This window comes from Campylobacter concisus (assembly GCF_002913545.1).
Taxonomy (GTDB): Bacteria; Campylobacterota; Campylobacteria; order Campylobacterales; family Campylobacteraceae; genus Campylobacter_A; species Campylobacter_A concisus_AV.
Genome location: NZ_PPBR01000117.1, coordinates 1 through 14,362, shown reverse-complemented (window position 1 = coordinate 14,362; position 14,362 = coordinate 1). Strand labels below are relative to the sequence as shown.

Annotated in this window: 11 protein-coding genes; 8 read left to right on the top strand and 3 right to left on the bottom strand. The window is 37.0% G+C overall.

From position 1 onward, the window contains the following. Window positions 1-463: 463 nt before the first annotated feature. On the top strand, window positions 464-4,075 hold the full coding sequence (gene dnaE, locus CYP05_RS07630; protein WP_103642509.1) for a DNA polymerase III subunit alpha: 3,612 nt from the start codon (window positions 464-466) through the stop codon (window positions 4,073-4,075). Between the two features lie 15 nt (window positions 4,076-4,090). Further along, complete coding sequence (locus tag CYP05_RS07625; RefSeq protein WP_103642508.1) at window positions 4,091-4,798, top strand: DUF6882 domain-containing protein; 708 nt, start codon at window positions 4,091-4,093, stop codon at window positions 4,796-4,798. Between the two features lie 34 nt (window positions 4,799-4,832). Here CYP05_RS07625 and waaF read toward each other — a convergent pair whose 3' ends face one another. Then, entirely contained in the window at window positions 4,833-5,786 is a 954-nt protein-coding gene (gene waaF / locus CYP05_RS07620; RefSeq protein WP_103642507.1) for a lipopolysaccharide heptosyltransferase II, read from the bottom strand. Further along, window positions 5,783-6,814 carry a glycosyltransferase family 4 protein gene (locus CYP05_RS07615; protein ID WP_103642506.1) on the bottom strand — a complete coding sequence of 344 codons (1,032 nt, stop codon included), beginning with the start codon at window positions 6,812-6,814 and terminating at the stop codon, window positions 5,783-5,785. Before CYP05_RS07615 ends, waaF begins: the two co-directional genes overlap by 4 nt. Window positions 6,815-6,945: 131 nt before the next feature. Between CYP05_RS07615 and CYP05_RS07610 the strand changes: the two genes are divergently transcribed. From CYP05_RS07610 to CYP05_RS07590, 5 genes are read left to right on the top strand one after another with little or no spacing between them, the layout of a single operon-like run. Beyond that, on the top strand, window positions 6,946-7,881 hold the full coding sequence (locus tag CYP05_RS07610) for a glycosyltransferase family 9 protein (protein ID WP_103642505.1): 936 nt from the start codon (window positions 6,946-6,948) through the stop codon (window positions 7,879-7,881). Beyond that, window positions 7,844-9,163 (top strand): O-antigen ligase family protein, encoded by a 1,320-nt coding sequence (locus CYP05_RS07605; protein WP_103642504.1) that lies wholly within the window; start codon window positions 7,844-7,846, stop codon window positions 9,161-9,163. The genes CYP05_RS07610 and CYP05_RS07605 overlap by 38 nt, the downstream gene beginning before the upstream one ends. After that, window positions 9,141-10,178: a glycosyltransferase gene (locus tag CYP05_RS07600; protein WP_103642503.1), complete on the top strand. Its 1,038-nt coding sequence runs from the start codon at window positions 9,141-9,143 to the stop codon at window positions 10,176-10,178. Before CYP05_RS07605 ends, CYP05_RS07600 begins: the two co-directional genes overlap by 23 nt. Next, entirely contained in the window at window positions 10,165-11,238 is a 1,074-nt protein-coding gene (locus CYP05_RS07595) for a glycosyltransferase family 9 protein (protein ID WP_103642502.1), read from the top strand. The genes CYP05_RS07600 and CYP05_RS07595 overlap by 14 nt, the downstream gene beginning before the upstream one ends. Further along, window positions 11,235-12,350, top strand: a complete 1,116-nt coding sequence (locus CYP05_RS07590) for a glycosyltransferase family 4 protein (RefSeq protein WP_103642501.1) — start codon at window positions 11,235-11,237, stop codon at window positions 12,348-12,350. The genes CYP05_RS07595 and CYP05_RS07590 overlap by 4 nt, the downstream gene beginning before the upstream one ends. On the opposite strand, the gene CYP05_RS07585 is transcribed toward CYP05_RS07590, so the two are convergent. Continuing rightward, window positions 12,298-13,395, bottom strand: coding sequence for a glycosyltransferase family 9 protein (locus tag CYP05_RS07585; RefSeq protein WP_103642500.1), 1,098 nt, complete (start codon window positions 13,393-13,395; stop codon window positions 12,298-12,300). The genes CYP05_RS07590 and CYP05_RS07585 overlap by 53 nt on opposite strands. Before the next feature lie 102 nt (window positions 13,396-13,497). Between CYP05_RS07585 and CYP05_RS07580 the strand changes: the two genes are divergently transcribed. Beyond that, window positions 13,498-14,268 (top strand): polysaccharide deacetylase family protein, encoded by a 771-nt coding sequence (locus tag CYP05_RS07580; protein WP_103642499.1) that lies wholly within the window; start codon window positions 13,498-13,500, stop codon window positions 14,266-14,268. Window positions 14,269-14,362: the final 94 nt, after the last annotated feature.

Below are 14,362 nucleotides of genomic sequence, written 5' to 3'. Positions count from 1 at the left end.
GGGGACGGCTTCGTAATTCAAGTCCCCTTGTCTCCCTTTTGAATAAAAAGAATTTACAAATTTAATAAAGCTATTCTGCAAATTTTAAACTTTCATTCACTCGTAAGAATTGACTACTAAAATTTGGCTTCGCTTGCAGCTTAGCTCAAATTTTAGAGCCGAAATTACTCGTTCATGAAATTTTAAAATTTGCTTGAGTTTATTTGTCATAAACCGCATGCAGTGCGTTAGCACTATCGCATGCCGTTTAAAATTTTATCGAGGTTAAATTTGACAATGTAATATGCCAGCTCTAATTTTAAAATTTCCCAAACGCAAAATGGTGCAGCGTGACAGCTTAACCATGCGCTTTGTTCTTGCCACAGACTGAAAATTCTCTAAATTTTAAAGCTATCATTAAGCTTTCATCAAGCGCCTTATTAGCCAAAATTTTGTAAAATCCGCTCATTAAAAAGGATAAAAAATGAGTGAAAATTCTGGCTTTACACACCTACATTTACACACCGAATACTCCCTACTAGACGGAGCTAACAAGATAGAAGAGCTAGCTCATATGCTCCATGACAGAGGCGACACAGCAGCAGCGATCACGGATCACGGCAACATGTTTGGCGCGATTGATTTTTACAAAAAGATGAAAAAAAATGGGATAAAACCGCTAATTGGCATCGAGGCATACGTGCATAACGGCGAGCAGCTCGATGATAAGAGCACCAAACAGCGCTTTCACCTCATATTAATCGCCAAAAATGAGACTGGCTATAAAAATTTGATGTATCTTAGCTCCATGAGCTACATCGAGGGCTTTTACTACTATCCTCGTATCAATAAAAAAATCTTAAAAGAGCATAGCGAGGGCTTAGTTTGCAGCTCTGCTTGCTTGCAGGGCGAGGTGAGCTGGCATCTAAATTTAAGCGAGCGCAACGTTAAATTTGGCGCTAAAGGCTACGAGAGGGCAAAAGAGGTCGCACTTGAGTATAAAGAAATTTTTGGAGATGATTTTTACCTTGAGATCATGCGCCACGGCATCGGCGATCAAAGACGCATAGACGATGACATTTTGCGTATCGCAAAAGAGACTGGCATCAAGGTCATCGCCACAAACGACACCCACTACACTTTTAAAGAAAGAGCCGCTGCGCACGAGGTTTTCATGTGCATCGCGATGAACAAAACTCTAGATGATCCAAACCGACTTCGCCACAGCGTCCATGAGTTTTTTGTCAAAAGCAAAGAGCAGATGAATGAGCTATTTTTAGACATCCCTGAAGCGATAGAAAACACCCAAGAGATCGTGGATAAGTGCAACCTTGAGATCAAGCTTGGCAACCCAACTCCGCCAAATTTTAAATTTACTCTTGAGTGCGCCAAGGAGAGAAATTTGACCCTCCCAGAGCCAGAAAACAGATATAGCTTCAAAAATGACGCTGTATTTTTCGAGCACGAGTGCAGAAAGGGTCTTGAAGAGAGGCTGAAATTTGTCCCTGAAAATTTACACGAAGAGTATAGAAAGCGCCTTGAGATAGAGATCGGCATGATCAATAAGATGAATTTCCCAGGATATATGATGATCGTTTGGGACTTCATAAATGAGGCCAAGCGTAGAGGCGTGCCGGTTGGCCCGGGACGTGGCTCCGCGGCTGGTAGCTTGGTCGCTTACTCGCTAAAGATAACTGACCTTGATCCTATCCCATACAACCTGCTTTTTGAGAGATTTCTAAACCCAGAGCGCGTTAGCATGCCAGATATCGACGTGGATTTTTGTCAAAGTAGACGTGGCGAGATCATCGACTATGTCACGCAAAAATACGGCAAATTTAACGTTGCTGGCGTTATTACATTTGGTAAATTGCTCGCAAAAGGTGTCATTAGAGATGTCGCTAGAGTCTGCGATATGCCTTATGCTGAGGCTGATGCGATGGCAAAGCTTATCCCTGATGAGCTTAACATCACGCTAAAAGATGCCTACGAGAAAGAGCCAAAGATAGCTGAGCTAATAAGTCAAAATCCAAAGGCGGCTAAAATTTGGAAATTTGCCCTTGATCTTGAGGGGCTGAACAGAAACGCCGGCCAGCACGCAGCAGGTGTCGTCATCTCAAACGAAGAGCTTTGGAACAAAACCCCGCTATTTCGCCAGCCAAACAGCCCAGAAGATCGCTTCGTGACGCAGTATAGCCTCAAATACCTAGAAGACGTTGATTTAATAAAATTTGACTTTCTTGGCCTTAAGACGCTGACGGTTATAGATAATGCGATCAAGCTCGTTAAACAGCGCACTGGTAGGGATATCATCTGGGAGCAGGTCGATAAAAACGACTCTGGCGTTTATAAAATGATACAAAGTGGCCAAGCCATCGGCATCTTTCAGATAGAGGGCGAGGGCATGAGAAAGTTAGGAACTAGCCTGCGCCCAGACTGCTTTGAGGATATCGTCGCGATGCTAGCACTCTACCGCCCAGGACCGATGGAGAGTGGTATGCTTGATGACTTCGTCAAAAGAAAACATGGCGAGGCGGAGATAACATACGCATTTAAGGAGCTTGAGCCGATCCTTGCGCCAACATACGGCGTCATCGTCTATCAAGAGCAAGTCATGCAGATCGTGCAAGCCATAGGCGGCTTTAGCCTTGGTGGGGCGGACCTCGTGCGCCGTGCGATGGGTAAAAAGATCAAAGAAGAGATGGATAGACTAAAGGGCGAGTTTGTAAAAGGCGCTGAGGCAAAGGGGCTAAATGGCCAAAAAGCGGACGATCTTTTCGAGCTGATCGTTAAATTTGCAGGATATGGCTTTAACAAGTCTCACTCTGCAGCCTACGCTTATGTCACATTTCAGACGGCTTATCTAAAGGCTTACTATCCGGCTGAATTTATGGCGGCACTTCTAACAAGCGAGGAGAGCAACGTCGATAAGATCGTTCGCTACATCGATGAGATAAAACGCATAAACATCGATACTTTGCCACCATCTATCAACAAATCAACCAAAGAATTTAGCGTCGTTAAAAATGGTGATCATGATGGCATTATATTTGGACTTGGAGCGATTAAGGGTGTTGGTGGAGCAGCTATTGAGAACATCATCGCTGAGCGTGACGCAAAGGGCGAGTTTAAGAGCATGGACGACTTTGTCTCAAGGATCGATCCATTTAAGGTCAATAAAAAGGTCTTTGAAAGCCTTATAAAAGCTGGCTGCTTTGATGAGTTTGGCTTTAGTCGTAAGATGCTTTTACAAAATGTAGAAAATATCGTAGAAGCTTGCAAAAATGCAGCCCAGATACGTAAAAATGCGGCTGAGAGCCTATTTGGCGAAGATGATAGCATGAATGATGTGAAGATAAATTTCGTCACTATAGATGATGAATTTGACATCAAGCAGATATTAAAATTTGAGCAAGAGAGCGTTGGCATCTACCTCTCAGGTCACCCGCTTGATGACTATAAGGACGAGATAAATAAGATCAAATACACGCTAAGCTCGGAGTTTGAAACCTTGCCACAAAGTGCTGAAATTTTGGTGGTCGGCAAGATCGAGGACTTTAGCACGAGGATCACAAAAAGCGGCAAAAAAATGGGCACTATAAATGTACTTGACTTTCACGGCAACATCGAGATCGCCGTCTTTGAAAGAGAGCTTGGCAATATCGAAGATATCGTAAAAGACGAGGCAAAACGCGATCTGCCTTATGCATTTAGGATAAATATCTCGCGCGACGATCAGTTTGTAAGGACAAATTTAAATGAGGTTTATAGCCTAGAAGATGCGCAAAATTTAGACTTTAAGACAAGAAAGCTAAAGCAAAACTCTAAATTTAGCAAAAATGACGAGGCGAGCGCCCCTCAAAAAGTAAGAGAGTATGCCGAGCTAGAGGTGCTTTTGAGCCTTAGCGAGCTTAGCAGGCAAAAGCTGGAGCAAATTTACTCGCTAGTTTTTAGCAAAAATGCGCCAAATAATCAAAAACGGCTAATCTTGAAGATAAAAAATGAAGCAACTGGCGAAATTTTCATCTATAAGACTGAGTTTATCATAAGCGACGATGTGGGCGAGGAGATAGAAAAGCTCGCTGCATCAGCGTAAATTTAAGGACAAGAAATGTTTGATATTTTTAGAAAAAAGGGTCATTTTTTAGATGAGCTTGGCATAGATAAATGTAACTGGAGCGAGCTTTTTAGCGCTTGCCTTGGCAGAGCGATGCTGCTTCAAAAACGGCTTTTTAAGCAAGTGGTTGAGGCTAGCAAGTGGCAGGCTGACTTTGAAAGTGGCAAAATTTACTTTGACAAGCAAGAGTTTGATATGCAGTTTATCGGCTCTGAGAGCTTTTCGTCAAACACTTGGCTTTGGGGCTATGAAAATGTAAATGGCTTTGATGAGCGCTTGCTTAGCCTTGCAAATAGGGCGCGTGAGTTTGGCGAGAAATTTGGGCTTGAAGCGTTTAGCACGACGCAGTTTGATCTGGACGAAAATGTAAATGGTCATACGCTCAGCATGGTTGCTTGCGTGGCACTTGGCGACGAGCTAAGCTATTATAAAATTGATTACGACGGAGGCGCTGCGTACGTTGCATTTAGGGCTGAGACTATCTTTAAAGAGCCAGTTTTAGCAAACGAAGTAGTTAGCGTAGTAAATGAGTGTATAAGCGCCTATGAGCTTGATCACAAACTTTTTATAAAAGGACTTTTGCTGAACTGCGAGATAAAATTTAGCGAAAACAAAGATGAGTTAGTAGCTAAGTTTAAAGATAATGTAATTTTTTCATTTGATGAATTAAATAGGCTAACAAGCGTCTCTGCGAAGCTTTAAGCTTATATTTTGGCTGGGTTATTAGGCACTTATCTTAGTAGCCTAGCTCTTTTTTTAATAAATTTATCTCATCTATCACCATTTGTGGCTTTAGATCTTTCATACAAGCGTGCGTTTTCAGTGGGCAAACTCGCTTCATACAGGGCATGCAAGCCAAATTTAGATGCACTATCTTTGCAAATTTATTGCCCCAGGGCGAGGTTTCGCTAAATTTTGTCGGTCCAAAAAGAGCGATCGTTGGCACATGAAAGGCGGCAGCTACGTGCATAGGGCCGCTATCGTTTGTGACGAAAATGCCATTTTTACTAAGCCCAGCTATGCGTTCACAAAGCTCTTTGACGCTGGTTTTGCCAGCTAAATTTTGGCAAGTTGCGCCGTTTTCTTTTAAAATTTGCTCTATTTTCTCGCAAATTTCTTGCTCGCCTTTGCCACCAAAGATGACTATCTCAAACTCATCTTTGAAATTTAAAGCCACCTGCGCAAAGTACTCTGGGTACCATCTTTTCGCACTTCCGTAGCTCGCACCTGGATTTAGAGCTAGTGTTTTTTTAGCTGAAATTTGAGGTGTAAAATGTAGCTTTAGCTGAGTAGAAATTTCGCTTAGGCCTAGGGCATTTTTTACAAAATTTGCATATTTTAGCACCTGATGAAGGACAGTTTTGCTCTTTTTAAAGATGGCTTTTTTCTTAGCGTTTATAAAAAATAGCAAAAATTTACTAGCAAACGAGCTTCTAAAGCTAAGCGCTAGATCAAATTTACTAAGACTTTTAGCACTTTTAGCAAGGGATAAAAATCTAAATTTAGCCTTTTTGCTCTCATCAACGACTACTTTTTCGCAGTTTGGATGGCTTTTGTAAAGCTCGCAAGCTACAAATGAGCCAAAAAAAACGATTTGTAAATTCTTCTCATTTTGCACTAAATTTTCGATCGCAGCGCTTGCCATCACGCTATCACCAAGCCAGGTTGGAAGCTCTATAAAAACTCTCATTTTAAGGCGTCTTTTATCACTTCAAGCGTAAGAGCGGCGTTTTTTTCGATGCTAAAATTTAAAGAAAGCTCGTAAGCCTTCTCTTGCAGGCTCGCCATGAGCCCATGGTTTGTGAGAATTTCATCTATAAACTCCAGCGCGCTCTCGTCACTTGGGCTTTGAAGTACAAATTTATCTTCTAAAATCTCGCTAGCGCCATTTTGAGCCGTTGTAAAGACCACGTTTTTAAAGCTAAGCGCCTCTAGCACGACATTTGAAAATGGTTCATAGTGCGTTGGAAAGATAAAAATATCACTCGCCTCATAAAATTTAGCCGTGCTCTTTTGCTCGCCGACAAAATAGGCGTTTAGCCCAAGTTTTTTAGCTAGGCGTTTGTAGCTTGAGATGTTTTTGTCTTTGCCCACAATGAGCGTATTTACGGGCGTTTTTAGCTTTGAAGCAAGGAGCAAAAACTCTTTTAGCCCCTTTCTTTTAAAGCCATTTCCAACAAAAAGTAGGGTCGCTAGCTCAAATTTAAGTCCAAATTCCTCACAAAGTGCGAGCTTTGCCTCAGCTTTTTGCACCCTTTGGGGTAAATTTACGCCGTTATAAATGGTCGTGATCTTCTCTGGCTCTATGCCGTAAGTCGCGATGATCTGCTCTTTGATGAAATTTGAGTTTGTGATGATCTTTTGGGAGTTTTTAAAGCATCTTTTCTCTAAGTATGGATAGACGAAGTTTAGGGGGTTTAGCCACCAAAAGCTCTTTGTCGCCCTATAAACCTTGTGCACGCCGTCTCCAGCCCTGTAGATATCGGCGCAGCTTACTCGCTCTAGGCTAAAATAAAACTCGTCCTCTTTTTTTTGGCGTTTTACTTGGCGGTTAAAATTTAGAGCTTTTTTCCAAGAAGATATGCCAGCATCTCCAAGATATGAGCGAATTTCTGTTTGGATACCAAGCTCATTTAGGGCCTTAACAAGCCTTCTTAAGTATCTTTCAGCACCTCCAACTGCGTTTGGATTAGTTCTTAAAAATACTATTTTTTTCATCTATAACTCCGCCAAAAACATTTTTAAATAATATTAAATTATTTAATAATACAAAAAAATGCCTTAACCTAAAAATTGGCTTGTTTTAAAATAATCTTAGATATAATTTGCCATTTTAATGAAGGAACATTTTGAAAATTTTACTTATAAGAAATGACAACATAGGTGATTTAATTTGCACTACGCCAGCCATTGAAGCGTTGCGCAAAGCCTACGCCCAGGCTCAGATAGATATCGTAGTAAATAGTCTAAATGCTTGTGTTATTAAAAACAACCCTTTTTTAAACAAAATATACACATATACAAAGCCAAAGCATGTGAGATCCATTGCCGCGAAGGTTAAAGCTTTTTTTGGAAAGTGTAAAATTTTATTTCAAATTTGGCGTGAGAATTATGATGTAGTTGTTATTTTTAGAAGCTCTTATTCATCATCTGCCGCTATCTTTGCAAGAGTGGCTCGTGCTAAAAAGATAATAGGAGCAGTCAAACAAAACGAAGATAGACATCTCATAACAGATAGGTTAAATTTTGATCAGTCCTTACATGAAGCCATGCTATGTTGTCAATGCTTGACACCACTTGGGGTAAATTTTAAAGATGAAAAAACACTTTACGTGCCAAGTGAAAAAAATGAAAAATTTAAAGACTTTATATTTTTTCATATCTCATCACGAGTAGAACAAAATCGCTTAAGTGAAGGTAAAATCTTAGAAATTTTAGAATTTCTAAAGCAACGATTTAAAAATATTGTCATTAGTGCAGAAGAGACTAACTTTGGTAATGACATATCACATAAGGCAGATGTTGTTTTTGCTAGAACAAAAAGTTTAGATGAGCTAGCAAGTTATATCTGGGCAGCCAAATTTGTTCTTACTCTTGACGGAGGTGTAGCACATTTAGCCCCAGCGCTTGGTGTAAAGACGATTGTTTTATTTGGAAAAACAAATCCTTTAAGATGGGCGCCAATCTACGGCAGCGGTGAGTGCATAGTCTTGCAAAGCCCGAACAAAATAGCAGAGGAAATCAAAAATGATGAAATTTTTAACAAAATATTACAGTTTGCTTGAAAATTTAAAATATATATTTTTTACCATTTATCTCTTTTCTTTGCCAGTGGCAAAAGTAGCTTCTATACAGTCTATATCTATGTCATTATTTACTCTCTTAGTCGTTGCAACAGAGTATAAAAAATGGAGCTTGAAAGATTTACTAAAAATAAAAGCTCCACTAGCTCTACTTTTTATCATAGCTTTATTAGCGTATATATCACTTTTTTTTACCATAGATATAAATGAAACACTAAAAGAGGTTAATAAGGGTGTTATAAAAAATGTCGCATTTATGATCGTTTTGTTCTATTATTTTATGAATTTAGGATATGACAAAATTAAAATTTATATTTATATATTTTTCTCTTCACTTTTACTGCATTCTGTCATAAATATAATAACATGGGCTAATGTTGGCTTTGATTTTCGTTATAGAACTGGTGGGTTGTTAGATGGATATATTTACGATGGTGGCGGCGAGAGGTTTGGAATTTGGGCAGTGTATGCTTTTGGATGTGCCATTTCTCTTTTAACATTTAAAAAAAATAAAGCATTCGCGGTTCTTTTTTTAGTAATCTCACTAGTTAGCATCATTTCAAACAATACAAGAGCTACTTATATAGGTGTTATATTTGTGCTAGTAGCTGTTTTTTTTATTTTTATACGATCAAATAAAATTAGAATATTATCTTGTGCGTTAGTTGTTATATTTATCTTTGGTTTTTATGAGATTTCTCATCACATATCTCCAGATAGATATAATTTGACACTAATACCAAAATACATTGAGCTCATGAAAAAATCTCCAAAAGAGATGGGGACATACTCTAAAATGGGGCTAACTGAGTCAGTTCCTTCTAGAATAGCTTCGTGGAAGTCAGTCCTTATTTATAGAATGCATGAGCCATTTGTACCGACTGGATATGGTAGATTTTTATATGGAAAAACTATTAGAAAATTAAATAGCGAGCAAGATGTGCCTTTTTCTGATTATTCTCAAGTTCATAATGAATTTTTAGGAATGTTTTTTTCGCTTGGCATATTTGGGCTTCTCGCATTTATTGGAATTTGGATAAGTTATTTAAAAACTAGCATTCAGGTAAGTAAAAATAATGATACGCTTTTAAGGGTATTTGGATACACGATTTTCTTTGGCGGACTTGGTTTTATTGCAAGCTTGCTATTTGGTAGTTTTTTTGGAAGTAGCGAAGCAAAACTTTTCTACCTTACATTAGGTATGGCACTTGGTATATATTATAAAAAAGGCCCTAATAACGATGATAAATATACTAGAGCTTGAAAGCTCTCTTGGATTTGGCGGGCAAGAGCACCGCACACAGCGTGTTATAAACGGATTAGACAAGAGCAAATTTAAAGTTTTTTATGGGCTAAACTCTGGCTCAAAAAGTTTTGAAAAGCAGATAGAGTGTGAATTTGTCGAGTTTAACCTTAAAAAATCTTTTAATATCCTTGAAATTTTAAAAATTTGCAAATTTGTAAAGAAAAATAAGATAAAAATCATCTCAACTCACTCGGGTAAAGATGGAATTATAGGTGCCATAGTTAGTAAAATAACTGGTGCAAAGGTAGTTCGCACTAGACATTTGCAAACGCCAATTAGGTCGCCATTTAGTTACAACATAAATGATAAGATCGTTGTTGTTTCAAATGCCGTCAAGGCTCAGCTTATATCTCAAGGAGTACAAGAAAGCTTAATAGAGACTATCTACACTGGAGTCGATACTGATAAATTTACTCCACATTTTAAAAAAGATATAAGAGATCAACTAGGCTTGCCAGCAAATTCCATTATAGTTGGCATTGTGGCAGTGCTAAGAGCTGCTAAAAATCACAAAATTTTATTTGAAGCCTTTAATGAGTTAAATTTACCAAATACTTTTTTGGTTGTAGTAGGTGATGGCCCACAATATGAAAATTTGCAGAATATAAAAACCTCAAACATTTTAATGCTTGGCAATAGAGCCGATGTGAGCGATTTTTTAGGTAGCTTTGATCTATTCGTTTTGCCATCAAAAATGGAAGCCCTTGGCACAGCATTGCTTGAGGCTCAGTCTTGTGCCGTGCCTTGTATAGGTAGTGATGTAGGAGGCATTGGCGAAGCGATAAAAGATAATGAAACTGGACTTTTATTTGAGAACGACAACAAAGATTCTTTAAAAAATGCTCTAAAAACTCTCATAGAAGATGCCAATCTTCGTGCCAAATTTAGCGCAAATGCTAGAGATTTTATAGTAGAGAATTTCTCAATCCAAACAATGGTGAGACAAACGGAAAAAATATATGAAACTCTTTGAAAACTTTATACGTCTAATTTTAAATTTTAAAAAAATACAAAAGACGCAGCTGGTAACCGAGTCTTTTCAAACCGTTTGTTTTTTTAGTAACACAGCACTAGGCGATACTATTTTTAACACACCAGTATTTCGAGTGTTTAAGCAAATTTTTCCGCATGTAAAAGTAGTTGCGCTACTAAATCCATCTACAGCCTCACTTTTTAAAACCGATCCAAACATTGATGAAATTTTATTATATGATGGTAAAAAAAGTGGGTTTTTGGATATTTTAAAAAAATTAAAAAAACTATCACCAGATATAGTTTTTATTTTGCACTCAAATGAACCGCAAGCTACTCCACTAGCTGTTCTTAGTGAGGCAAAATATCTATTTAAACTGCCAAATTTAAATAATAAGTTTAGCTCATTTCACTCAAATGCTCCAGAGCCATATGGAGATGATAGATATGTGGTATTAAACCGTCTAGAACAGCTTAAATTTATAGGTATTCAAAGTCGTGACACGCGTCTAAATTTATACCTTGAGGCAAGTGATTTTACTAATGTTGATGAGGCGCTAAAAGGCTATGAGAGCCGTAAAATTGTCGGTTTTCAAATGGGTGCTAGCACTATTTCTAGGCAGTGGTTTATAGATAAATGGGAAAAACTTGCAAGGCTTGTTTTACAGGATAGAGATACTGTCATAGTCTTAACAGGAAGTCCTGCTGAGCGTGCCGTGACTAAGCAGCTAGAGGAAAAGATAAATGATCCTCGTCTTTTAAACCTTGCTGGTAAATTTAATATCAGAGAAGCAGCCGCACTAATTTCAAGGCTAAATATACTAATCACGCCAGATACTGGTCCTTTGCATGTCGCAGCAGCCCTAAAAACTCCAACTATTGGTCTTTTTGCGGTGGCATCACCTATAAATTCAAATCCAGATTTTGATATAGATATTCATAAATTTATTAAAAAAACACGCACTTGCTCTCCATGTGTAGGCAAAAAGTGTAAATTTCAAAAATGTATGTTGCAAATTGATGAAAAAGAGGTTTATGATATGCTCAAGGAAATGATTTGAAAAAAATTTTGTTTGTGGATACTGGACATGAATATGGTGGCGGAACAAAGAGCTTTATATATCTCTTAGAAGGTCTAGAAAAATACAAGAAATATCAATTTAGCGTTTTTTTTGAAAATGACTATAAAGTTGGTGAGCAAAATATATCTGAAATAATCAATAATCTTGGCGTGAACTTTATAAAATTTATGCCAAAGAGGCAGCCAGCAAAAATAATAAAAGAGCTGTTGCGTATATTTAGCAAAGAAGCTTTAGCTAAATACCTTTATCAAAAAGATTATAAATATGCCATCGCTATGCTTTCAAATGAAAAACCAGACATAATTCATCTAAATAATCACTTTTCAACAAATCTTGCCTATATCGAAGCTGCAAATGTTTTAGGCATTAAAGTTATACAGCATTTAAGAAAGAACTCTCGCATAGAACCATTTAAACTTAAAATTTTAAATAAACAAAAATTTATACCCATTTGCGTTTCAAACTCAACTTATGAATTTTATGCCAAACAGATAGAAATACAAAAAAACATCATATATAATCCAGTGATAGTTAATAACGAAGCAACTGTTATAGACAATATAAAATTTGATAAAAATAATATCAATATAATAATGCCTGCAAATTTTCTAACACTCAAAGGACATGAGCTGGTCTTTGATGCGCTAACTATTTTAAAAAGAGATGATGTCGATGTTTATTTTGCAGGCAGTGGAGAGCTGACACCTGGTGCAAAAGAGAAATTTGATATGCTAATAAAATCTGGTAAAGCACAATATTTGGGATTTGTGCAACAAATGGGAGAAATTTATAAAAATTGTGACTACGTACTAGGCTTTTCAAGCGATGAAGGATTGCCAAGGGTTGTCATAGAAGGACTTAGTTGTGGCCTTGGCGTTATTTACTCAAATATACCAGTTATAAGAGAAATTTATAATATATCATCAAAAAAAGAAGATTTTTTCATAGTCCAAAGAGACCCAATGTCGCTTTTAAAATGTCTTGAAAATTTAACTAAACCAAGCTCAAAAGCGCCAGATAGTGCAGTTATTGATGCTTTTAGTTTGGATAATTATATTCGCAGCGTTGATGCGATATATAGTGATCTTTGACAAATCGTTCAATCTTTTCTAGATCATCTTTGCTGAGCTCAAAAAAGGAACTCGCATCTATATTTCTAACAGTTTTAAACACTGAACTAATCGGGGATAAAGCGGAATTTATAATAAGCGAATCAAATACTCCCCTTTGCTCACTTGCAAAGCATGGTCCCATTAAACATATCGTTGGAGTGTGCACACTATCAGCCACATAGTAGTTTCCAGTATCAGAGCTTATGTATAACTGCATCTGTGATAGATAAAACGGAAGTTCTTCAAGTTTGATCTTATCTATCATCGATATAAATTTTAATCCCTCAAAACTATTTCTTTCACTACTTTCTAAAATTAGTTTTTCCAGCAGTTTAGCCTCATCACCAACACCAAAAACATAAATTTCACAGTCAAATTTAGAGAAAATTTTTAAGATCTTCTCCCAAGTTTGATTAGGTGGTGTTTTCATTTTATTGCCAGCACTAAGACTTATACCTACCTTAAATTTATCGCTTTTGATAATATTTTCTGATGGCGCAAACAGTGGTTTTTGCAGTTGTTTTTCAAATTTTAACTCATTGACGTTTATCATCTTTAGATATGTTGATAGTGTTAAGTCATTTAATGTATGTGAAATTTTTTTCATACCAAAAGCTAATAGTTTAAAGCTACTAGAAGTAGCGTAATGTTTGATAGTTACTATGTTTTTGGATAAAGTGCAACGTGCCAAGAAAAGATTTAGACTATTTGGCATAAGGACATAAACATCTTTATAGTTTTGTTTAAAAAGTGCAAATGCTAGTCTTAGCTTGGAAGTTTTTTTCTTTTTTATATCATTTATTATAAAAATTTTATCTATCCTATTGTCATGTTTGGCAAAAGCAACATTTATCTCATCAAGCAATATATCAAATTTAGCCAAAGGCTCAAAAATAACAGTCGAATTTGCATAGTCGCCGATCTTGGCAGTTTGTATGATTAAAATTTTATCAGATGGTTTTCTAAAAAAACTTATAAATTTAAATATGGGATAAAAAAGTATGTATTGTAAAAGGTAAAACAAAACAAATTCCTTTAGTTTGATTTAAGGCGTATTTTACATAGTTTTTAATAAATAGGTTGTTAGAATACAAAAATAAAAAATGAAATTTTGTAAAAGGTAAAAATGAGCGTACCAGTTTTGATGTATCACCACGTGCTTGAAAAGAGCGGATTTATCGCTAGTAGCGTGGATGAGTTTAGATCGCATATGAAATTTCTAGCCGAAAATGGCTATAAAACACTAAGCATAAATGAATTTATCGCATACAAAAAAGGCGAGCTTGAAGTGCCTAAAAAGAGCGTTTGCATAACATTTGATGATGGCTGGATGGACAACTACATCTATGCCTATCCTATCGTGAAAGACTTTGGACTAAAAGCAAATATGTTTATAGTCACTGGCTGGATAGAAGCGGCGAAAAAAGCCCATGAGATAAGTCATGGAGCCTTCTTAAATGGCAGCCATAGTGAGTGTAAAAATGTAGCTCTGAGCAGACCACAAGACGTGATCTTAAATTTAGAGCAGATTGAGAAGATGAGTGACTGTTTTAGCTTTCACTCGCATACGCATGGGCATTTTGATGGATATTTTGGGCAGCTTAGCTTGGATGAGGAATTTGGTCTTTGCCGTGAGTTTATGAAGAAAAATTTTGGCTTTGAGGATGAGGCACTTTGCTGGCCAAGAGGCAAATATAATGACGAGTATCTAAGTGCTGCTAAAAAGCATGGCTACAAGGCATTTTTCACGACAAAGCGTGGCATAAACAAGGCTGATGGCAACTTAGAGGAGATAAAACGAATAGTGACAAAGCGCGATGAAAAATGGCTTAAAAAGACTATGTTTATATATCAAAATGACTTTTTGGGATCGATATATGCTTTTCTTAGGAGTTAAAACCAATAAAACATTATTAAATTTTTCAATTAATTAGTGAGATCAAAAAAGATAAAGAACTTTTTTGATCTCAAAATATAGCGATTCTTTTTTT